General features: G+C 63.1%; 18 protein-coding genes and 1 other RNA gene. 10 read left to right on the forward strand and 9 right to left on the reverse strand.

What is annotated here, in order from left to right:
- Positions 1 to 35: 35 nt before the first annotated feature.
- Genes QMN23_RS18830 through hypB form a run of 6 tightly spaced genes read right to left on the reverse strand, consistent with a single transcriptional unit; the run spans position 36 to position 6,400 of the window.
- On the reverse strand, positions 36 to 893 hold the full coding sequence (locus QMN23_RS18830) for a patatin-like phospholipase family protein (RefSeq protein WP_282000873.1): 858 nt from the start codon (positions 891 to 893) through the stop codon (positions 36 to 38).
- Between the two features lie 42 nt (positions 894 to 935).
- Positions 936 to 1,946, reverse strand: coding sequence for a hydrogenase expression/formation protein HypE (hypE, locus tag QMN23_RS18835; protein WP_282000874.1), 1,011 nt, complete (start codon positions 1,944 to 1,946; stop codon positions 936 to 938).
- Between the two features lie 45 nt (positions 1,947 to 1,991).
- The gene (hypD, locus tag QMN23_RS18840) at positions 1,992 to 3,083 is read right to left on the reverse strand and encodes a hydrogenase formation protein HypD (protein WP_282000875.1); all 1,092 of its coding nucleotides are present in this window, start codon (positions 3,081 to 3,083) and stop codon (positions 1,992 to 1,994) included.
- Positions 3,080 to 3,310 carry a HypC/HybG/HupF family hydrogenase formation chaperone gene (locus QMN23_RS18845; RefSeq protein WP_282000876.1) on the reverse strand — a complete coding sequence of 77 codons (231 nt, stop codon included), beginning with the start codon at positions 3,308 to 3,310 and terminating at the stop codon, positions 3,080 to 3,082. Before QMN23_RS18845 ends, hypD begins: the two co-directional genes overlap by 4 nt.
- Before the next feature lie 2 nt (positions 3,311 to 3,312).
- The gene (hypF, locus tag QMN23_RS18850; RefSeq protein WP_282000877.1) at positions 3,313 to 5,634 is read right to left on the reverse strand and encodes a carbamoyltransferase HypF; all 2,322 of its coding nucleotides are present in this window, start codon (positions 5,632 to 5,634) and stop codon (positions 3,313 to 3,315) included.
- Between the two features lie 4 nt (positions 5,635 to 5,638).
- The gene (gene hypB / locus QMN23_RS18855) at positions 5,639 to 6,400 is read right to left on the reverse strand and encodes a hydrogenase nickel incorporation protein HypB (protein ID WP_282000878.1); all 762 of its coding nucleotides are present in this window, start codon (positions 6,398 to 6,400) and stop codon (positions 5,639 to 5,641) included.
- 309 nt (positions 6,401 to 6,709) lie between these two features.
- Between hypB and QMN23_RS18860 the strand changes: the two genes are divergently transcribed.
- The 9 genes from QMN23_RS18860 (at position 6,710) to QMN23_RS18900 (ending at position 16,182) form a co-directional block, all read left to right on the forward strand.
- Positions 6,710 to 7,045, forward strand: a complete 336-nt coding sequence (locus QMN23_RS18860) for a cytochrome C (protein ID WP_282000879.1) — start codon at positions 6,710 to 6,712, stop codon at positions 7,043 to 7,045.
- A complete protein-coding gene (gene pyk / locus QMN23_RS18865; RefSeq protein ID WP_282000880.1) occupies positions 7,045 to 8,493 on the forward strand; it encodes a pyruvate kinase in 1,449 nt (482 codons plus the stop codon). The genes QMN23_RS18860 and pyk overlap by 1 nt, the downstream gene beginning before the upstream one ends.
- Positions 8,494 to 8,506: 13 nt before the next feature.
- On the forward strand, positions 8,507 to 9,631 hold the full coding sequence (locus tag QMN23_RS18870) for an NADH:flavin oxidoreductase (RefSeq protein WP_282000881.1): 1,125 nt from the start codon (positions 8,507 to 8,509) through the stop codon (positions 9,629 to 9,631).
- 80 nt (positions 9,632 to 9,711) lie between these two features.
- Complete coding sequence (locus tag QMN23_RS18875) at positions 9,712 to 10,617, forward strand: AEC family transporter (protein WP_282000882.1); 906 nt, start codon at positions 9,712 to 9,714, stop codon at positions 10,615 to 10,617.
- Positions 10,618 to 10,698: 81 nt separating this feature from the next.
- On the forward strand, positions 10,699 to 11,994 hold the full coding sequence (locus QMN23_RS18880; RefSeq protein ID WP_282000883.1) for a putative DNA modification/repair radical SAM protein: 1,296 nt from the start codon (positions 10,699 to 10,701) through the stop codon (positions 11,992 to 11,994).
- Positions 11,995 to 12,741 (forward strand): TIGR03915 family putative DNA repair protein, encoded by a 747-nt coding sequence (locus QMN23_RS18885; RefSeq protein ID WP_282000884.1) that lies wholly within the window; start codon positions 11,995 to 11,997, stop codon positions 12,739 to 12,741.
- A gap of 173 nt (positions 12,742 to 12,914) precedes the next feature.
- Entirely contained in the window at positions 12,915 to 13,211 is a 297-nt protein-coding gene (locus QMN23_RS18890; RefSeq protein ID WP_282000885.1) for a DUF2288 domain-containing protein, read from the forward strand.
- Positions 13,204 to 13,932: a DUF1847 domain-containing protein gene (locus QMN23_RS18895; RefSeq protein WP_282000886.1), complete on the forward strand. Its 729-nt coding sequence runs from the start codon at positions 13,204 to 13,206 to the stop codon at positions 13,930 to 13,932. The genes QMN23_RS18890 and QMN23_RS18895 overlap by 8 nt, the downstream gene beginning before the upstream one ends.
- A 33-nt stretch (positions 13,933 to 13,965) precedes the next feature.
- Positions 13,966 to 16,182 (forward strand): ATP-binding protein, encoded by a 2,217-nt coding sequence (locus tag QMN23_RS18900; RefSeq protein WP_282000887.1) that lies wholly within the window; start codon positions 13,966 to 13,968, stop codon positions 16,180 to 16,182.
- Positions 16,183 to 16,208: 26 nt separating this feature from the next.
- Here QMN23_RS18900 and uvrA read toward each other — a convergent pair whose 3' ends face one another.
- From uvrA to aroF, 3 genes are all read right to left on the reverse strand, one after another.
- Complete coding sequence (gene uvrA, locus QMN23_RS18905) at positions 16,209 to 19,022, reverse strand: excinuclease ABC subunit UvrA (RefSeq protein WP_282000888.1); 2,814 nt, start codon at positions 19,020 to 19,022, stop codon at positions 16,209 to 16,211.
- 243 nt (positions 19,023 to 19,265) lie between these two features.
- A non-coding RNA gene (gene ssrS / locus QMN23_RS18910) (6S RNA) lies at positions 19,266 to 19,444 on the reverse strand.
- A 40-nt stretch (positions 19,445 to 19,484) separates the two neighbouring features.
- Positions 19,485 to 20,519 carry a 3-deoxy-7-phosphoheptulonate synthase gene (aroF, locus tag QMN23_RS18915; RefSeq protein WP_282000889.1) on the reverse strand — a complete coding sequence of 345 codons (1,035 nt, stop codon included), beginning with the start codon at positions 20,517 to 20,519 and terminating at the stop codon, positions 19,485 to 19,487.
- A gap of 158 nt (positions 20,520 to 20,677) precedes the next feature.
- Here aroF and QMN23_RS18920 point away from each other — a divergent pair, with 158 nt between their 5' ends.
- Positions 20,678 to 20,965, forward strand: a complete 288-nt coding sequence (locus QMN23_RS18920; RefSeq protein ID WP_282000890.1) for a DUF507 family protein — start codon at positions 20,678 to 20,680, stop codon at positions 20,963 to 20,965.
- Positions 20,966 to 20,968 lie beyond the last annotated feature (3 nt).

The following is a 20,968-nucleotide window of genomic DNA, read 5'->3' on the forward strand; positions in this document are numbered from 1 at the left end:
AACAGCTGAAAGAGGGGAAGTCCGGCGGGAAAAGGCTACAGCCCCCATTTGTAACGGAGGTACTTGACGGTCTGCTGATACCCCTGTTCGAACAGGAATGCCTTCTCCTCGTCGGAGAGGGAAAAGGAGATCGGCGCAACCGAGCCGCAGTGGATGGTAATCGTATCCCGCCACCGTCCCCCCTTGAGGAATTCGCGATCCATGGCATGGGAAAAGATGGTCAGCAGATCGGCGCCGTAACGGCGGAAGGTCAGGGTTGAGGAGCCGGACGACCCCATGCTGCGCCGGGAGAAGGTCTTGATTACCAGGGTCCGGCCGGTTTCGGCGCACTGGGTTTCCACGACGTTCGCCATCAGCGAGCCGTCGATGAAGATATGCTCGCGCCCCCGGTTGACGAATTTTTTCCAGGTGAACACCAGGGGAATCCCCGCCGAGAAACGCACGGCGGTCGAGATTTTCAATCCGGGGCAACTGTCAGCGGTCAAGAGATGGGGAGAGTGATTGAGAATGTCGGTAGCAACGAGCCCGAGCGGCACCCGCCCCGCTTCACCGAGGGTCCGCCCGCCGAGCCGCTCGTCGAGCCACTGCTCCAGCACGTCTCCGGCACAGAACCCCATCCCCCTCAGCAGGCCGCGGGGCTTGAAGTCGCGGAACCGGCCGGTATCGGTTTCCAGCAACAGCCGCTGGATATCGTCGGGGGAAAAGCCCGCCGCATAGAGGGCCGCCACGATCGCGCCGGTGGAGGCGCCGATAATCCGCCGGATCGGCACCCCCATCTGTTCCACCGCTTGCAGGGCGCCGATGAAGGCCGGGAAACGAATCCCGCCCCCGACCAGCAGCAAGGTGATCGGCTCGATTCCGGCGGCAGGCTGCGCTGAGGCTTGTTCTTCCATAAATCTCCAGATATTCCGACAAGATGAAGTTCGACGCCGAACTCAACAGATGCGCGGCAGCTGCTCTCCCGCCAGCATCTCCACGGCTCGTACCCCGCCAACGGCGGTTTCCAGCTGCAACCGGCCGGCACCGGCGGCGGTAACCTCGCCGATAATGGCGGCCTCTTTGCCGAGCGGATGCCGACGCATCCGCTGCAGCGTCCGTTCGGCCGCCTCCGGGGCAACGAATGCCAGCAGTTTCCCCTCGTTGGCGACATAGAGCGGATCGAGGCCGAGAATGGCGCATACCCCCTTGACGGCACCCTGCAGCGGCAGGGCAGTCTCGGTGAGGGTAATGGTCACGGCCGACTGGAGAGCAATCTCCTTCAACGTCGTGGCGACGCCGCCCCGGGTGGGATCGCGAAGAACGTGGATCGCCTCCCCTTCGGCGAGGATTTCCGCCACCAGGCCGTTCAGGGCCGCACAGTCGCTCTGGATGTCCGTCTCCAACTCCAGCCCCTCCCGCTTGGCCAGGACCGCAATGCCATGGTCGCCGATCGTGCCGTTGACGATCACCTTATCGCCGACTTTGGCCCCGGCGCCGGTGATGGTCAGACCGTGCTCGATCGCCCCGACCCCCGAGGTGTTGATGAATATCCGATCCGCCTTCCCCCGCGGGACCACCTTGGTGTCGCCGGTAACGATCCGGACCCCGGCACTGTCGGCCGCCTGCCGCATGGTGGCAAGGATCTTCCCCAGCTCGATCCGGCTGAAGCCTTCCTCGATGATCAGACCGGCACTGAGAAACAGCGGCCGCGCCCCCATCATTGCCAGATCGTTGACCGTACCGTTGACCGCCAGGCTGCCGATGTTCCCACCCGGGAAAAAGATCGGCTCGACCACGTAGGAGTCCGTGGTAAAGGCAAGCCGCACCCCGCCATGGTCCAGGACGGCGGCATCATTCTGTCCCGCCTGGGGGATACTGGAAAGCGTCGGGATGATCAGGTCGTCGAGAAGCTGGTGGGACAACTTGCCGCCGCTGCCGTGACCGAGAAGGATCAGATCTTTGTTCACTGTTGCGCTCCTGGGGAAAATGGTCGCTCGCCGGCGGGAAACCGGCTATTGGCCGTACTTGTAGGCGGCGGCGCAGGTCCCCTCGGAGGAGACCATGCAGGCGCCGACCGGCGCCTCGGGGGTGCAGGCGGTGGCGAAGAGCGGGCAATCGAAGGGTGACACCTTCCCTTTGAGAATCTCCCCGCAGAGACACCCCTGATGCTCTTTCGTCTCCTCCACCGCCACCGGGATCATCCGCTCGGCGTCGAACGCCGCGTACGGTTCGGCAACCCGCAGCCCGCTGTCGGGGATGACGCCGATGCCGCGCCACGGCGCATCACAGGGGGTAAAGACTTCCTTGAGCACTTCCTGGGCCTTGCGGTTCCCTTCCCATTTCACCACTCGGCTGTACTGGATCTCCACCCGCGGTGCCCCCTCGACCACTTGCCGCACCAGCATCTCCACCCCCTGCATGACGTCCACCGGCTCGAAGCCGGTCACCACGCAGGGGACGCCGCGCTCTTCGGCGAGGAACCGGTACGCTTCCGCGCCGATCACCGCACTGACGTGGGCCGGGCAGAGATAGCCGTCGATCTGCAGCTCCGGATCGGCCGAGAGGAGGGCCATCGGGATCGGGATGGTCTTGTGCGAGGCGAGCACGAAATAGTTGGTCAGCCCCTGGCGGCGGGCGGCGATGATGCTGCCGCCGACGGCGGGAGCGGTGGTTTCGAAGCCGACGCCGAGGAAAACGACCTTTTTCTCCGGCGTCCGGGCGGCAAGCGCCACCGCGTCGAGCGGAGAGTAGACGATCCGCACATCGGCCCCCTTGGCCCGTTCTTCAAGCAGCGACGAAGACGAACCGGGAACCCGGACCATGTCGCCGAACGTGGCGACGATCACTCCGGGGAGCCGGCAGAGGGCGACGGCCCGGTCGACATAGTCGTTGGGGGTGACGCAAACAGGACAGCCGGGGCCGGAGATGAGCCGCACCTGGGGGGGGAGGAGGCTACGCAGACCATACTGGTAGATAGACATGGTATGGGTGCCGCAAACTTCCATGAACGAGAGCGGCTCACGCCGGTCGGCCACCAGCTCGGCGATCCGCGCCGCATAGCCGAGCACCACGTTCCGGTCACGAAACTCGTCCTGGTAATTCATGCCATATCCTCGGGGTTGAAGACCTCGCGCATCATCTGCAGCGTCACCCGGGCATCCTCCTCGTCCAGCTTGGAGATGGCAAATCCCGCATGAACGATGACGAAATCACCAACCGCCACCGCTTCGTCGAGCAGCATCAGGCTCGCTTCCCGCTTCACGCCGTCGATCTCGGCAACGATCTCACCGTCAGCGATACTTACCACCTGCATCGGTACTCCGAGACACATAGCTACTCCTTCTCCGTTACGCGTAATCCGGCTATCATCGCCTGGCCGAGAGCCAGGCCGCCATCATTGGGCGGCACGAGACGATGGGTGAACACGGTAAACCCATCCCTCTCCAGCAGCTGCAGCACCATCTCGGTCAGCAGCTTGTTCTGGAAAACCCCGCCGGAGAGCACGACCCGGTCGACCCGGTCGCGCTCCCTGATCCGGCCGCACCCTTCCGCCACCGCCGCCGCCACCGTGTTATGAAAAGCCCGGGCCAGGGCGGCCGGCAGCTCACCTGACGCCAAGTCGGCGACCAGGGCCCGGGTCGCCAGCCGGAAGTCGATGGCAAAGGAACCGTCACGGCTGGTCAGGGAAAAGGGATACGTCCCCTCCGCGCTGCTCTCCTCCGCCAGCGCTTCCAGCTCGATGGCCGCCTGTCCCTCGTAGCTCACCTGCCGGCGCAGGCCGAGCAGGGCGGCCACCGCATCGAAGAGCCGGCCACAGCTGGAGGTGAGCGGCGAATTGATTCGCCGGGCCAGCATCTGCAGGTAGAGCTTCCGTTCCGCGGCGGCAATCTCCGCCAGCCAAGGGAGCGGTTGGGCAAAACACTCTTCGCCGAAAGCGTCAAAGAGATAGGCAAGCGCCATCCGGAAGATCTCGCGGACCGCCGCGTCGCCGCCGGGGAGCGGCACGGGCCGGAAATATCCCGCCCGCCGGTAGCTGGCGTAGCCGCCAAGGAGGAATTCCCCCCCCCAGACGGTACCATCGTCACCGAGGCCGGTGCCGTCGAAAATGACCCCAATCACTTCGCCATCGAGACCGTTTTCCGCCATGCAAGACGCCAGATGGGCGTGATGATGCTGGACCGCCACCCGCGGCAGCCCCGGCATCTCTTCCGCATAGGTCGTCGAAAGATAATCGGGATGGCGATCATGGGCAACCAGCTCGGGAACGATCTCCAGCAGCGTCTGCAGCTGGCCGGCCGTCTCCGCCAGCGACCGGAGGGTGGCAGCGTTCTTCAGATCGCCGATATGCTGGCTCAGGTAGGCCCGCTCACCGGCGGCGAGACAGATCGTCCCCTTGAGCTCGGCGCCAACCGCCAACACTTTCGGCAACGCGATCGGCAAGCGCACCTCCCGCGGCACGTACCCCCGGGAACGGCGCAAAAACAGTGGATTCCCCCGGAACACCCGGATCACCGAATCGTCGGTCCGGGTATGGATCTCCCGGTCATGGACGAGAAAAGCATCGGCAATCCCGGCCAGCCGCTGTCGTGCCTCGTCGTCCCGGTAGGCGATCGGCTCGTCCGCCAAGTTGCCGCTGGTCATCACCAGGGCGGTGAACCGCTCGCGAAGCAGCAGGTGGTGCAGCGGCGTATAGGGGAGCATGGTGCCAATATAGCCGTTGGTTGGCGCCACGAGCGGCGCCAACGGATTGTCGGCACGCTTGCGCAGCAGGACGATCGGATGCTCCGGACCGGTCAAGAGCCGGCTTTCCAGCGCGTCGCACCAGGCAAACCGGGCCACTTCGGCCAACCCCGGTGCCATCACCGCAAACGGCTTCTCGTCGCGCCGCTTGCGCCGCCGCAGTTCGGCGACCGCCTCACCGTTCGTGGCATCGACCGCCAGGTGAAAGCCGCCGAGGCCTTTGACCGCGACGATCTTCCCCGTCGCCAGGAGATCGACGGCCGCGGCCACCGGATCGCCGGCCAGCTCGCTGCCAGCCCGGTCAACGAGTCGCAACCGGGGGCCGCAGACCGGGCAGGCTACCGGCTGGGCATGAAAGCGCCGGTCGGCCGGGTTCTCGTACTCGGCCCGGCAGCGGTCACAGAGCGGGAACGGCGCCATGGTGGTCTTGGGACGGTCGTACGGAATGCCGGTGATGATCGAATAGCGGGGACCGCAGTTGGTGCAGTTGATGAACGGGTAGCGGTAACGACGGTCGGCCGGGTCGAACAGCTCCCGGAGGCAGTCCGGACAGACATCGCCATCCGGTGCCACCCGCACCGCCCCGGAGCTCTCCTCGCTGTCGTGGATGGCGAACCCCGGTTCGCCCGTCGGGACGAGTTCCTGCCGGCCGATTGCCGCGATCCGAGCCAGCGGCGGCGCCTGGGTCTCCAGCGCAGCGGCAAAACCGGCCAGGGCGGCCGGCTCTCCTTCCGCTTCGATCACCACGCCGGCAGTGGTATTTTTCACCCAACCGGCCAGCCGCCAGTCGGTGGCTAGGCGAAAAACGAACGGGCGAAACCCGACCCCCTGGACGATCCCTTCGACGGTAATCCTCCATCGCGCCGCACCCGGCCGGCAGATCGTGTCTGGGGAAGGGACGGGCCGGGCCCTCATTCGATCATCTCTGGCTCTTGACGGCGGCAATCCGTTCGGCAAGCCAGCCGTACCAGGCATCCATCCCCTGACCGGTGCGGCTGGAGATTTCGAAGATCGTAATCCCGGGGCTGACCCGCCGGGCCATCTCCTGGCATTTATCCGAATCGAAGTCGACGTACGGCAGGAGATCCACCTTGTTGAGCAGCATCACGTCGGCGGCATGAAACATGTTCGGGTATTTGAGCGGCTTGTCTTCCCCTTCGGTAACCGACAAAACCGCAACCTTGTGATGTTCGCCGAGATCGAACGAGGCAGGGCAGACCAAGTTGCCGACGTTTTCGATCAGCAACAGATCGAGAGCGTCAAGATCGAATCCCTCGACGGCATGGGCAACCATGTGGGCGTCGAGATGGCAACCGGCACCCGTGTTGATCTGCTTTACCGGCACGCCGGTCGCGGCGATTCGCCGGGCATCGTTGTCGGTCTGCTGGTCACCCTCGATGACCGCACAGCGATAGCGCCCCGCCAAATCCTTCAGGGTCCGTTCCAGAGTCGTCGTCTTGCCGGAACCGGGCGAACTGACCAAGTTGAGGACGAAGATCCCCTTGGCGGCAAAGATGGCCCGATTCTCGGCAGCGAACAGGTTGTTGCGCGAGAGGATGTCGGTTTCGACGGCAATCCGCTTCGCCTCTTTGTCCTCGCCATGGTGGTGATGATGCCGGTCATCGTGCTGATGATCGTGATGATGGTGCGAAGCGCTTTCGCACCCACAGGTGGTACACATCGTCGAAGTCGCCTCCTGTCCCGAATCGAAATGGGGTACGGCTCCCGGCCGCAAGGCGGCTCCTGAGCGTGCCGGTGGCCAGTTGATCTGATGATGGGCGTCAATGGTGGGGCGGGGTGGTAAAGGTGCGAGAAACTGCCGGAACTCACCATTTTCAGGCTCTTAGCCTATAGGATTTGCCAGGAAAGGTCAAGCATTCTGCCGCCACGGCCGGGGTCGGGCGCCCCGAACGCCATTTCGCCTTGTTTTGCCGGGCCAATGTGCTATGATTTCCCCAAGTTGACGTACCCACCTCAAGGAGTTCTTCCCATGCGAAAATCCCTGTTCCTTTTTCTGTTCGCCTCGCTGCCTCTGTACGCCGGCTGTGCCATGTTCATGTCATGGAAGAGCATTCCGCCACCGGGAGGATGCGACCAGTGCCATACCGTTCCGATCAGCAGCAACTGGCAGGTTACCTACCAGGCGGCCTATCTGACCGACGAGCGGGACCGGAATTATTTCCAGACCAGTGAATACACTATGCCCCAGACCAGCCGGCCGGCATCGTCCCTCGACATCCGCAAGGTCGACGAGCTCCCCTGCTTCGAGTGCCACAAGGCACCGACTCCGGCTCACAAAGGGAGAATCGGGAGATTCCACCACTGATGAAAGCGTTTACAACCTCGGATCGCAAGACCAAGATCATTGCCACCTTGGGCCCGGTCAGTTCCTCGCCGGAGATGATCGAACAACTGATGGCGGCGGGGGTCGACCTTTTCCGGCTCAATTTCTCCCACGGCACCAATGAGCAGCGGCGCGAGGTGATCGCCATCATCCGTCGCCTCTCCGGGGAGCGGGGGAAAGAGATCGGCATTCTGGCCGACCTGCAGGGGCCGAAAATCAGAACCGGCCGAATGGAAAACGGTGCCATCCAGCTCATTACCGGCACCGCCCTCGACATTACCACCAATGAGGTGCTCGGCCGGCCGGGGCTTATTTCGACGATTTACCGCGCCCTCCCCCGCGATGTGAAACCCGGCTCCCGCATCCTGCTCGACGATGGACTGATCGAACTGAAAGTAACCTCGGTGACTGGCAATACCGTCCACTGCACGGTAGTAGCCGGCGGGATCCTCAAGGATCTCAAGGGGATCAACCTCCCCGGCGTCCATGTATCAGCCCCGTCCCTGTCGGCCAAAGACCTCGCCGATCTCGACTTCTGCCTGGAGCAGCGGGTCGACTACATCGCCCTCTCCTTCGTCCGCGCACCGGAAGACGTGGACGACTTGAAGCGCATCCTCTACGAGCGAAACATCCACATCCCGGTGGTGGCCAAGATCGAAAAACCGGAGGCGCTTCGCAACTTCAAGGGAATCCTGGCCATCGCCGACGCGGTGATGGTAGCCCGGGGCGACCTGGGGGTGGAAATCAATCCGGAAAAGGTGCCACTGATCCAGAAGGAGATCATTCGCGCCTGCAACGAAGCGGGGAAGCCGGTGATTACCGCCACTCAGATGCTCGAATCGATGATCAACCACCCGCGACCGACCCGGGCCGAAACGTCCGACGTGGCCAACGCCATCCTCGACGGCACCGACGCGGTGATGCTGTCGGGCGAAACCGCCTCCGGCCAGTTCCCGCTGGAAGCGGTTAAAACCATGGACAAGGTGGCCCTCGACGTGGAGCGATACGCTCTGGAGGGGGGGGAACACTCCCGCCGTCACAGCGCCAGCATTGCCGAAGCGGTTGCCGAAGCCGCCTGCCACGCCGCCGTCGCCCTCAAGGCTAAGGCAATCGCCGTCCACACCCAGTCGGGCAGCTCCGCCGCCCGCATCTCCCGCTATCGGCCGCCGCTGCCGATCATCGCTTTCACCCAGTCCGTCGACACCATGCGTCGGCTCTCCCTCTACTGGGGGGTCAAGCCGCGACCGATCGGCAGCATGACCGGCACCGACGAGCAGATTTGCGCCGTCGAATCGTCGCTCCTGGCCACCGGCTACCATAAGGGGGATGTCATTGTGATCACCATGGGAGTGCCGGTGGAAGCCCGCGGCTCGACCAATCTGATGAAGGTCCACAAGCTCGGGACCGGCCAGTTTTACGAGATTTTCTGAACGAGGGATCGCCATGAGAAAGGTATTCGACGAAACGAAGATCAATCACCTGCTCATCCGCAACCGGCTGGTCCGTTCCGCCACCTGGGAAGGGATGTGCCGTGACGACGGTCGGCCAACCAGGAAGCTCGTCGAATACTACCGCACCCTCGCCCGGGGAGGAGTGGGACTGCTCATCACCGGTTACGCCTTCATCCGCCGTGACGGCCGGCAGATGCCGGGCCAGTTGGGCGCCCATGCCGCCGACTTTGCCGACGAAATGCACGGGCTGGCCGCAGCAGTCCACGAGGAGGGGGGAAAGATCTGCCTCCAGCTGGTGCATTGCGGCGGCCAGACCGTCGCCCATGCCGCCGGCGCCCAACCGGTGGCGCCGATGGCCGTCCAGGCGGACCAATTCCCCGAACTGCCCCGGGCATTACCGGTCGAGGAAATCGCCGAGCTGGTCGAGCTGTTCGCCGCCGCCGCCCGGCGCGCGAAGGAATGGGGGTTCGATGCGGTCCAACTCCACGCCGCGCATGGCTTTCTGATCAACCAGTTCCTTTCGCCGCTGACCAACCAGCGCCCCGACCGGTACGGCGGCCCGCTCGAAAACCGCAGCCGCTTTCTGCTGGAGATCTGCCAGGCGGTGCGATCCGCCGTCGGTCCGGATTTCCCGCTGCTGATCAAGCTGAATGGTGACGACAACCTGCCGGGCGGTTTTGGACTCGACGACGCCGTGCAGGTTGCCCGGATGCTCGATGACGAAGGAATCGACGCCATCGAGGTTTCCGGCGGCACTCCCGCCTCCGGCGAATTCACCCCGGTACGGCAGGAGATCGAAACCAGGGAACAGGAGGCTTATAATCTCCCCTTCGCCTACCGGATCAAGAACGTGGTTTCCTGCCCGGTAATGGTGGTCGGCGGCATCCGCTCCCTCGATGTCGCCGAAGGGATCATCCGCCGCGAAGAAGCCGACTACATTTCACTCTCCCGCCCCCTGATCCGCGAACCCAACCTCCCCCGGCGCTGGCAGGAAGGGAACGAAGCCCGGGCGCGCTGCATCTCCTGCAACGGCTGCTTCAAGCCGGGACTGAGCGAGCACGGCATCTACTGCGTGGTCGACCGCATCGAGCAGGAAAGCCGGGGAAGAACTCTTTAGCCCCTTTTCCCGCGAAGCTTCCACCGACCGTTCTTTCACATCCGGCAGTGTTATAGCTGCCCCAGAGGAGTTCCGACGACATGGCGAATATCATGCTGCTCATTGTCTGCTTTGCCGCCGGCATCATTCTCCGCCGGACCGGCCGTTTCCCGGAAAGCACCCCCCAGGCCCTCAACGGCTTCATCATCTACATTTCGCTCCCCGCCATCGCCCTGCTCCATATCCACAGGCTCCAGCTCGACCTTTCACTGGCCTACACCGCCAGCATGGCCTGGCTCCTGTTCGGTGCCGGCATGCTCTTTTTCCGGTTCGCCGGCCGGGCCGCCGGGCTGTCGCAGGAAACGATCGGCGCACTGATGCTGGTAGGTGGGCTCGGCAATACCTCCTTCGTCGGGCTGCCGATGATCGAGGCGTTCTACGGCAAGGAGTACCTCGGGATTGGCCTGATTGCCGACCAGCTCGGCTCCTTTCTGGTCCTCTCCACCTTCGGCATCCTTACCGCCACCGTTTACTCGTCGGGCGCCGTCTCTGCCCGCCAGATCATCCGGAAAATCGTTTTGTTCCCCCCGTTCCAGGCAGTGGTCCTGGCCCTGCTCCTCAAACCGGTTCTCTTCCCCGGCTGGCTGGAGATCGTCCTGCAGAAGATCGGCGATACCCTGACGCCGCTGGCACTGGCCTCGGTCGGTTTCCAGTTGCAGCTCAGCCAGCTGCGCGGCGAGCTGAAGCCGCTGTCCCTCGGCCTCCTTTACAAACTGCTGATCGGCCCGGGGCTGATCGCCCTTCTTTTCATCGGCCTGCTTGGCGGCAGCGGCCCCGTCATCCGGGTAACCCTGTTCGAAGCTGCCATGGCACCGATGATCTCCGCCGGCATCATCGCCGTCGACCACCAGCTCAATCCCCCCTTGGTGACGCTACTGCTCGGCATCGGCATCCCGCTCTCCTTCCTCACCCTTACCGGCTGGTGGTGGTTGTTGCAGCACATGTAAGTTTACGACATATTCCGTCCCAAATGGGATTTACGCTGCGGCAACGACAAAACCCTGTCGACTACCCAGCGGAGAAGGCCGATGACCGATCCCGGCAGCCTCGAAGAAAAACTGGCCATTCTGGCCGAAGGCGCCAAATACGATATCTCCTGCGCCTCGAGCGGCAGCAGTCGCCGCAATCGGCACGGGATCGGCAACGCGGCATCGTGCGGTATCTGCCACAGCTGGACCGCCGACGGCCGCTGCGTCTCGCTGCTCAAGATTCTCCTCACCAACGCCTGCATCTACGACTGTGCCTACTGCATCAACCGGCGGAGCAACGATACCCGCCGGGTAATCCTAACTCCGGCGGAAGTGGCCGAACTGACTATCGGCTTTTACCGGCGCAACTTCATCGAGGGGCTGTTTCTCAGCACCGGCGTGGTCCGCAATCCCGACTACACCATGGAGCTCTTGATCGAGGCGATCCGCACGTTGCGCGAAACCTACCGCTTCAACGGCTATATCCATGTCAAGGTCGTGCCGGGGGCCGACCTGCTGCTGGTCGAGCGGGCGGGGCGCTATGCGGACCGGGTGAGCGTCAATATGGAGCTGCCGACCAGGGAAGGATTGGCTCTGCTGGCGCCCGACAAGAGCCGCGAAGCGATCGTCACGCCGATGCGCCGGGTGGGTGCGCTGATCGTCCAGACCAAGGCCGAACGGAAGGTTTCCCGCACTGTCCCGCCGTTCGCCCCGGCCGGCCAGAGCACCCAGTTGATCGTCGGCGCCTCGGGGGAAAACGATCTGCAGATCGTCAGGCTCTCCGCCGGTCTCTACGACCGGCTGGCCATGAAACGGGTCTACTACTCGGCCTTCGTTCCGGTCAACCGCGACAACCGCCTCCCGGCGCCGGTCGATACGCCGCCGCTGCTGCGGGAACACCGTCTCTACCAGGCCGACTGGCTGCTCCGCTATTACGGCTTCGCCCCCGATGAGATCCTCGATGACGACCGCCCCTTCCTCGACCTGACGCTCGACCCGAAAGCCGACTGGGCGCTGCGCCATCTGGAGCTCTTTCCCGTCGAGGTGAACCGCGCCCCTTACGAAATCCTGCTCCGGGTGCCAGGAATCGGGGTTCGGTCGGCGGAACGGATCGTTCGGGCCCGACGCGGCGGGCACCTGGCGCTCGACTCCCTGGCCAAGCTCGGAGTCGTGATGAAACGGGCCCGCTACTTCATCACCGCCCGCGGCCAGTTCGCCGCCGACCTCTCGCCCGATGCCGCCGGTCTGCGCAGCCGGTTGGCCGAGCGGCCGACCCGCGACCGCTGGAATCAGCCGTCGCTGTTCGATGACCACGGCCGCGGCGACTGGCGCTCGACCATCACCGGAGAACTCTGAATGGACTATCTTTACGACGGCACTTTCAGCGGCTTTCTGACCGTCGTTGCCACCGCCCGCCGGGCCGGCACGTCACCGATGGCGATCTGTCGCGTTGCCCCGGACCAGCAGGCACTGTTCTCGCCTCTTGTTCGGGTAACCACCGAACCGGAGCTGGCAGCACAACAGGGGGACGAGTTGGCCGCCATCCTGTCGCCGGCCGGCCGGCGACTCATCCATGCCGCCTTTCTCTCCGCTGCCCCCGGGGTGGAACTCCGGCTCTGGCATTACCTGGAACTGGCGCGACGGGTTGGACCGGCTATCGGCAGCATGCTCACCCACGAGCAGGTCCAACCGGTCTGGGAACTGGCCCGGGCGGTCGGCCGCGAAGCCCATCGTTTCAAGGGATTCGTCCGCTTCCGCCAGTTGGCCGGCGGCTACCACTACGCCGCCATTGCCCCCGATTACCGGATCCTGCCGCTGATCGCCCCCCATTTTGCCGCCCGCTTTGCCGATCAGCAGTGGCTAATCCACGACGAACGCCGCAGCGAAGCGGTTGTCTACGATCCGGTACCCCAGCAGTGGCTCATCGTCCCCCTCGAGGTGCGCGCACCGCTTTGCGACACTGCCGACGAGCAGCTATTCCGGTCGCTCTGGCAGTGCTACTTCGACAGGCTCGCCATTGCCGAACGCCATAACCCCCGCCTGCAGCAACAGCATGTTCCCCGCAAACACCGCCGACATCTGCCGGAGTTCGATAAACGCTAGGTCACGTCACTCCCCCGCGGTGGTGCCGTAACCATCCTGTCGCATCTCGTTGGCTTTTTTGCAAAAGGCTGCTATCCTAGGCAGAAATGGCGCGGCAGGACAATCACCCCCGCCGTGGAATTCCGACCAAGCGGCCCGGCAGCTGCCGGGCACCGGTTCAAGGAGCACATGACGTGAAAACGACTCAGGAGGAGTTGGCAACTCAGATCGACGAGGCCCAATGGGACTGGCTGCGGGCACACCTGGAACGGGGCGGGTTGATTTGCGTCGCCGCCGACCTGGACATTGCTGCGGTCGGTGAGCGGATTGCCGCCGATGATGCGGCCTCTGTCCAGACATGGATCGAAACCCGGAAACTGACCAAACCGACCGCGGAACAGATTGCTGCCTGGGACGGCGATCAGACAGTTCGATTCACGACCCTGATCATCAGCCCCTATGTACTTATCCAGGAGAAACTACATGGCTGACCCGGCGAAAGGCCCACACTGCGCCGCCTGCAGCGGCGCCTGGCTGAAGACCGGTGCAACCAACTGCCTGACCACTGCCGACGAACGCCCGCAGCAACCGGGCCATTGCCCCGCAAAACATCACGGGGAAATCATCGAAGCCAGCTTCCGGGAATACCGGGCCGAGGAAACCGAGGATGGAAAGCTCGCCCGCGCCGCGGCCCGCGTCGAAGGGCTCTGCTACCAGCAGCTGCCGGGGAGCGATGCGGTAATCGCCCGCTGGACCCGGGTCGAAGACACCATCGCCCTGGCCAAGATGATGGGCTGGCAACGGATCGGCATCGCCACCTGCGTCGGTCTGCTGGAAGAGACGCGCCAACTGGCGACCATCCTGGAGGCTCAGGGGCTCACCCCCTACAGCGTTTGCTGCAAGGCTGGCAGCATCGACAAGCTGGAACTGGGCATTGAGGAAGATAGCAAGGTACGACCGGGGACCTTCGAACCGGCATGCAACCCGATCGCCCAGGCGGAGATTCTCAACCGGCTCGACTGCCAGATGAATATCATCGTCGGCCTCTGTGTCGGTCACGACATGCTATTCGCCAAACATTCCCGGGCACCGGTCACCACTTTGGTCTGCAAAGACCGGGTTACCGGGCATAACCCGGTGGCGGTCCTTTATGGCCAGAACTTTTATTTCAAGCGGTTACAGAAGCAGCCGGTGATTGTGCCGACGGACTGACGCCATCAGGCCCACCCATCCCAGGATCTTCCCATGACGCAGCCGAACAGACATTCCCGCCTCCGGATCGTTGCCGGCAGCGGAATCCTTGTCGCTACGGTACTTTCTTTCCTTGCCGTACATTCGCTGTTGCGTCCCTCCCCCCCTTCGGTCACGCTGACCTCCCAAGAACAGGCTTGGCTGAATGCCCACCCGATCATCAGACTGGCCCCCGATCCCGAATTCCGGCCCATCGAATATTTCGACGACAACGGGCAGTATCAAGGGGCAGCTGCCGACCACATCCGCCTCCTGGAACAGAAACTCGGCATCCATTTCGCCATCGTCCGGCTGAAAAACTGGGATCAGGTCATCGACGCCTTTAAGCGCCACGAGATCGACGCCCTGGGGGCCGTAGCCGCCACCCCGGCCCGGCGAAAGTACATGCTCTTCACCACGCCACTGGTGGAGATTCCCGGCGGCATATTCGTGCGCACCGGCTTCCCTCGCCGGTCTCTGACCCTGAACGCGCTGAAGGGGCTCAAGGTGGCTGTCGTCTCCAACTACATGGCCCACGACTATTTGCGCACCGAGCGGCCGGAGATCGACCTCGATGTAGTGCCGGACGTGGCGACCGGCTTGAGCAGGGTTTCCCTTGGCGTCGACGACGCCTATATCGAAAACATGGCCAATGCCAGCTACTATCTGCAGAAAACAGGGATCACCAACCTGCGGCTGGCCGGCTACACCAGCTTCACCTACCAGTGGGGAGTCGGCATTCGCAATGACTGGCCGGAGCTGCAGAGCATCCTGAACAAAGGCGTGGCAGCAATCACCGCCGACGAACGGCAAGCTATTATCAGCCGGTGGATCTTCGCTGAAAAGCAGAGTTGGCGACCATCGAGAGCGTTCATCATCTCAGCCGCGGCCTCAACGATCATGCTCATCCTTCTTGCAGGGGCCCTGTGGAACCAGTCGCTACGGCGAACGGTCCGCAGCCGCACCGCCTCCCTGCAGCGGGAGCTGGAAGAACGAACCCGGATCGAAACGGCACTCCGCGCAGAAAAAGAAGCCGCCCAAGGCTATCTCGACGTCGCCGGCGTCATCCTGCTGGTACTCAATGTCGATGGGACCGTCCGGTTAATCAACCGCAAGGGGTGCGAGATCCTCGGCTATACCGAGGACCAGATTCTCGGCCACGACTGGTTTGCCACCTGTCTGCCCCTTCGTCTGCGCGACGAGTTCAGGACGCTTTTCCACGGCGTCGTCACGAAAGAGATCAGTCCACCCCAGTCTGTGGAAAACCCGATCCTGACCCGGGCGGGGGACGAACGGCTGATCCGCTGGCATAATTCGGCATTGCACGACGACCGGGGCGTGATCACGGCGCTCCTCTCTTCAGGCGAGGATATCACCGAACAACGACAAGCCGAACAGGCCATTACGACCTTGAATGCGGAGCTGGAAGAGCGGGTTGCCCAGCGGACGGCAGAGTTGAGCAGGGAAATCGGCGAGCGGAAGGCAATGGAAGAACAGGTCCGGCAGCTCAACAGCGATCTGGAACGACGCGTCCGGGAACGGACCGCCGATCTGCAGGCTTCGAACCGGGAACTGGAGGCGTTCTGCTACACCATTTCCCACGACCTGCGGGCGCCGCTTCGGGCAATCGACGGGGCAGTCGGCATCCTCCGGGAAGATTTCCCCGCCGCTTTGGACAGCGAAGAGGAAAAACTGCTCGAAGGGCTGTCACGAAATACCCGCCGGATGGCGGCGCTGATCGACGATCTGCTGGAGTTTTCCCGGCTGAGCCGGTCGGAAGTGCAAAAAAGCCCCATCGACATGAGTGCCCTGGCTGCCGAGGTTTACCACGAACTCACTGCCACTGTGGGCGACCGGCGCATCAGCTGTACGATCGCCCCGCTCCTCCCCACTGCAGGGGAGCGGACAATGATCCGCCAGGTGCTGGTCAACCTGCTGGCCAACGCCATCAAATTCACTGCCACCCGAGAAGAAGCGCTCATCGAAGTCGGCTCCCGTCCCGGCGCCGGAGAAACGACCTATTTCGTCAGGGACAACGGCGTTGGCTTCGACATGCGCTACGCCGACAAGCTGTTTGGCGTCTTCTCCCGCCTCCATCGTCCCCAGGAATTCGAAGGGACCGGCATCGGCCTGGCAATCGTCAAGCGAATCGTCACCAAGCACGGCGGCCAGGTCTGGGTGGAAAGCGCCGTCGGCGAAGGGGCAACCTTTTACTTTTCGCTGCCGGTCTGACCCTTGCGCACAGCTCCGACGCTAGCCTACACCAGCTTCCGCAAAAACTGCCCGGTGTACGAGCGGGTCACCTTCGCCACTTCCTCGGGTGTCCCGGTAGCGATCACCTCGCCCCCCCGGTCTCCCCCTTCCGGCCCCAGGTCGATCAGGTAGTCGGCGGTTTTGATGACATCGAGGTTGTGCTCGATGATGACGATGGTGTTCCCCCCTTCGATCAGCTTCTGTAGCACATCGAGGAGCTTGGCGATGTCGGCAAAATGGAGGCCGGTGGTCGGCTCGTCGAGGATGTAGATGGTCCGGCCGGTGGCCCGCTTGGAGAGTTCCTTCGCCAGCTTGACCCGCTGGGCCTCGCCGCCGGAGAGGGTGGTGGCCGACTGGCCGAGCCGGATGTAGCCGAGCCCGACGTCCATGAGGGTCTGCAGCTTGTTGCGGATCCTCGGGATGTGCTCCATGAACTGGACTGCCTGGTTGACGGTCATGTCGAGGACTTCGGCGATCGATTTCCCTTTGTACTTGACCTCCAGGGTCTCGCGGTTGTAGCGCGCCCCCCGGCAGACCTCGCACTGGACGTAGACGTCGGGGAGGAAGTGCATCTCGATCTTGATGATCCCGTCGCCGGAGCAGGCCTCGCAGCGCCCCCCCTTGACGTTGAACGAATAGCGGCCCGGCTTGTACCCCCGGACCTTCGACTCCGGCAGCTGGGCGAACAGGTCGCGGATGTCGGTAAAGACCCCGGTGTAGGTGGCCGGATTGGAGCGGGGAGTCCGGCCGATCGGCGACTGGTCGATATTAATCACCTTGTCGAGCAGTTCGAGTCCCTTGATCTGCTGCACCGCCCCGGCCCGCTCGCGGCTCCGGTAGAGCCGCTGGCAGAGCACCTTGTAAAGAGTATCGATCACCAGCGTCGACTTGCCCGAGCCGGAAACCCCGGTGACGCAGGTCATCACCCCGAGCGGAATCTTGGCGGTGACCTTTTTCAGGTTGTTCTCGCTGGCGCCGACCAGGGTAAGGAACTTTTCCGACCGGCGCCGCTTTTTTGGCACCGCAATGGTCAGTTCTCCCGACAGATATTGGCCGGTGAGGGAGTGCGGATTTTTCAAGATCTCCGCCGGGGTCCCCTGGGCAACCACCTCGCCGCCGTGCACCCCGGCCCCAGGCCCCATGTCGATCACGTGGTCGGCCTCGAGGATCGTCTCCTCGTCATGTTCGACGACGAGTACTGTGTTCCCCAGATCGCGCAGGTGCTTGAGCGTCTGCAGCAGCCGGGCATTGTCCCGCTGGTGCAGGCCGATCGACGGCTCGTCGAGGATATAGAGAACTCCGACCAGCGACGAGCCGATCTGGGTCGCCAAGCGGATACGCTGCCCCTCGCCGCCGGAGAGGGTGCCGGAGGAACGGTCGAGCGACAGGTAGTCGAGGCCGACATTGACCAGGAAATAGAGCCGTTCGCGGATTTCCTTAAGGATGCGCCGGGCGATTTCCTCTTCCTTCGGAGTAAACGCCAGGCCGGCGAAAAACTCCAGGGCATCCTTGATCGACAGTGCGGTCACCTCGCAGATATTCCGCCCCGCCACCCGGACGAACAGCGCCTCCTTTTTGAGTCGGGCCCCGTTGCAAGTCGGACAGGGCATCACGTTCATGTACCGCTCCAGCTCCTCCCGGACCTGTTCCGACTCGCTCTCCCGGTACCGCCGCTCCAGGTTGGGGATCACCCCCTCGAACTCCTTCCAGTAGGTATGGCGACGACCGCTCTCCTCTTCCCACCAGAATTCGACCTTTTCCCCCTTCGAGCCATAGAGGATGATCTCCCGCGCTCGATCCGCCAGCTTTTTGAAAGGGGTCCGGATATCGATATCATATGCTTTGGCCAGCGCTTCGAGGGTCAGGTGGTACCAGCCGGAGAGCCGCTTTTCCCATGGAGCGATGGCCCCTTCGCGGATCGAAAGGTCCGGATTCGGCACCACCAGTTCCTCGTCAAAATACATCCGGGTGCCGAGACCGGTGCAGTCGGGACAGGCACCGTAGGGATTGTTGAAAGAGAACATTCGCGGCGTCATCTCGGGATAGGAGATGCCGCAGTCGATGCAGGCCAGGGACTCGGAAAAGAGGATGGTTTCACCGTCGACAATCGCCACCTTGACCACTCCTTCGGCGTGATTGAGGGCAGTTTCCAGTGAATCGGCGAGGCGCCGCTCGATCTCCGGCTTGACGATCAAGCGGTCGACGACGATGTCGAGATCGTGCTTCTTGTTCTTGTCGAGGGAAATCTCTTCTGTTAGATCGTGCTGAACCCCGTCGATGATCACCCGGGTAAAGCCGTCCTTGCGGAGCTGATTCAGTTCCTTGCGGTACTCTCCCTTCCGCCCCCGCACCATCGGCGAAAGGAGGTTGAATTTGGTACCGGCGGGAAGCGCCATGATCTGGTCGACCATCTGGGAGACGGTCTGGGAGGTGATCTCGCGGCCGCACTGGTAGCAGTGGGGATGGCCGACCCGGGCGAAGAGGAGCCGCAGATAGTCGTAGATCTCGGTGACGGTGCCGACGGTGGAACGGGGATTGCGGCTGGTGGTTTTCTGCTCGATGGAAATGGCCGGGGAGAGCCCTTCAATGGATTCCACATCCGGTTTTTCCATCTGCTCGAGGAACTGCCGGGCATAGGCGGAGAGCGATTCCACGTAGCGCCGCTGCCCCTCGGCATAAATGGTATCGAAGGCGAGGGTCGATTTTCCCGAGCCCGAGATGCCGGTAATCACCACCAGCTGATCGCGCGGGATCTCCACGTCGATGCATTTCAGGTTGTGCTCACAGGCCCCTTTGACGATGATCTTATCGCTTGCCATACTACTACCCCGAATCCGCTGCTGCGCGTTGGTGGACTGCCGCTCGACGGACTGAAGACCGCCGGCGAAAGGGATACTATAGCACAATTCGCTCTGGCGGTGGGGGATTCAATCCCGTCCCCCCAGCCGGGAGCGACACCTCTGCGCTGCGCTTCCATCCACCGGAAGTTAAGGAGAGATTTGGAGCAAGATTGGCACCAAGCGACAAAAAAAGAGGAGCGGTTAAACCGCTCCTCTTTTCCGTATCTCTCCACCATGCCGTTGGCTTGCAGGGCCTCACAGCGAGTTCCCTCACAGGTGGGCGCTTCTGAGCCGCTTCAGGCAAGTCCCGTAAAGGGACAGCACACCACGGCTTGAAGAAACCCCCGATTGTGTAAATGTTCCGCTCGGGCGTGTCAGCCTCACGCACATGGCAGAGAGAACCTTAATTTTATTTCAGTCTAGCGCCCCACCACGGAGAAATCAAGCAGGTTTTTCCACCGCCGCCTCGAAACCGAGAAAGGTGTTCAGCCGCCGAATCTCATCCATCAGCGACTCGAAGCCATGGAAAGTCAGCGACTGGGGACCGTCCGACATCGCCTTGTCCGGTTCGGGATGCACCTCCAGCAGGATACCGTGGGCACCGGCGATCAGCGCTGCCTTGGCCATCGGCGGAACGAGGCTCCGCTTCCCGGTGGCATGGGACGGGTCGATCATCACCGGCAGATGGGACAGTTCCCGGATCAGCGGCACCACCGCCAGGTCGAGGGTATTGCGGGTCGCGGTCTCGAAGGTCCGGATGCCCCGTTCGCAGAGGATCACATGCGGATTCCCCTCGGCAAGGATATACTCCGCCGCGGCCAGGAATTCTTCGAGGGTGGCGCTCATCCCCCGTTTCAGGAGTACCGGTTTCCTGATCCGGCCCAGTTCCTTGAGCAGTTCAAAGTTCTGCATGTTGCGCGCCCCGACCTGCATCAGGTCGGCATACTCGGCAACCAGGCCGACGGTGTCGGGGCTCATCACCTCGGTCACCACCGGCAGGCCCGTCTCCTCGCGCGCCAGGGCAAGCAGTCTGAGCCCCTCTTCCCGAAGTCCCTGGAACGTGTGGGGCCCGGTCCGGGGCTTGAACGCTCCGCCGCGCAGCATGTCCGCACCGGCCTTCTTGACGGCGCGGGCGGTCTTGAGAATCTGTTCCTCGCTTTCGACGGCGCACGGCCCCGCCACCACCACCGGTCGCTTTCCCTCGCCGACCGGGACGTCGCAGACCTTGACGATCGTATTCCGAGGATGAAAATCGCGTGAGACGAGCTTGTACGGTTTGGAAACGTGGATGACTTCCTGCACCCCCGGCAGATCGCGAATCGTGGTATCGTCCACATACCCCCGGTTGCCCAGCACCCCGATAGCGGTCCGCTCGCTCCCCGGGATCGGCGCCGCCGTGAGCCCCATCCGGTCTACCGCACTGATCACTGCATCGATCTGTTTCTGCCCAGCCTTGTGGTTCATGACGATAAGCACGCGCCCCTCCATTCTCTGCAGGTGGTGATGCGCGATCAAGATACCAGAGGGAAGGGAGCGGGGTCAACAGCAACCTGGGACTCCGGGCAGATGCCAATGTTGCTTTTTCCGGTAAAACCAGTAGAATGGGGAAACTTTCGCAGGGCACCGGGGTGCGTATGAAACTGAAGGACGGGCAGATAGAGAGGCTTGCCGAGCGGATTCTGGAACGGCTCACCGTTGCCGGCCTGATCCAGCTGAAAAGCGAGCGCGGCAAGCTTCTTGCCGGGATCAGAAGCGTAATCGCCGCCGACTGCAAAGGCGAGGAAGATTTGGAAAAGGAAGCGGAGCGACTGCTGGAACAGACCCTCCGGTCAATGGGAGGAGCTGCCGGTGGCATCGACCGCCACAAGATGCTCCGGATGATCAAGGAACGGCTGGCCAAGGAGCGCGGCATCGTCCTCTAACAA

The organism is Geotalea uraniireducens, assembly GCF_027943965.1.
Lineage (GTDB): Bacteria > Desulfobacterota > Desulfuromonadia > Geobacterales > Geobacteraceae > Geobacter > Geobacter uraniireducens.

What these genes read in the sequence shown, in the direction of transcription:
- QMN23_RS18900 (WP_282000887.1), top strand. Translation starts at nt 13,966, where the DNA reads ATGACGCAGCCGAACAGACATTCCCGCCTCCGGATCGTTGCCGGCAGC.
- QMN23_RS18845 (WP_282000876.1), bottom strand. Translation starts at nt 3,310, where the DNA reads ATGTGTCTCGGAGTACCGATGCAGGTGGTAAGTATCGCTGACGGTGAG.
- uvrA (WP_282000888.1), bottom strand. Translation starts at nt 19,022, where the DNA reads ATGGCAAGCGATAAGATCATCGTCAAAGGGGCCTGTGAGCACAACCTG.
- QMN23_RS18860 (WP_282000879.1), top strand. Translation starts at nt 6,710, where the DNA reads ATGCGAAAATCCCTGTTCCTTTTTCTGTTCGCCTCGCTGCCTCTGTAC.
- hypB (WP_282000878.1), bottom strand. Translation starts at nt 6,400, where the DNA reads ATGTGTACCACCTGTGGGTGCGAAAGCGCTTCGCACCATCATCACGAT.
- QMN23_RS18870 (WP_282000881.1), top strand. Translation starts at nt 8,507, where the DNA reads ATGAGAAAGGTATTCGACGAAACGAAGATCAATCACCTGCTCATCCGC.
- QMN23_RS18920 (WP_282000890.1), top strand. Translation starts at nt 20,678, where the DNA reads ATGAAACTGAAGGACGGGCAGATAGAGAGGCTTGCCGAGCGGATTCTG.
- QMN23_RS18875 (WP_282000882.1), top strand. Translation starts at nt 9,712, where the DNA reads ATGGCGAATATCATGCTGCTCATTGTCTGCTTTGCCGCCGGCATCATT.
- QMN23_RS18830 (WP_282000873.1), bottom strand. Translation starts at nt 893, where the DNA reads ATGGAAGAACAAGCCTCAGCGCAGCCTGCCGCCGGAATCGAGCCGATC.
- pyk (WP_282000880.1), top strand. Translation starts at nt 7,045, where the DNA reads ATGAAAGCGTTTACAACCTCGGATCGCAAGACCAAGATCATTGCCACC.
- hypF (WP_282000877.1), bottom strand. Translation starts at nt 5,634, where the DNA reads ATGAGGGCCCGGCCCGTCCCTTCCCCAGACACGATCTGCCGGCCGGGT.
- QMN23_RS18880 (WP_282000883.1), top strand. Translation starts at nt 10,699, where the DNA reads ATGACCGATCCCGGCAGCCTCGAAGAAAAACTGGCCATTCTGGCCGAA.
- QMN23_RS18885 (WP_282000884.1), top strand. Translation starts at nt 11,995, where the DNA reads ATGGACTATCTTTACGACGGCACTTTCAGCGGCTTTCTGACCGTCGTT.
- QMN23_RS18895 (WP_282000886.1), top strand. Translation starts at nt 13,204, where the DNA reads ATGGCTGACCCGGCGAAAGGCCCACACTGCGCCGCCTGCAGCGGCGCC.
- hypD (WP_282000875.1), bottom strand. Translation starts at nt 3,083, where the DNA reads ATGAATTACCAGGACGAGTTTCGTGACCGGAACGTGGTGCTCGGCTAT.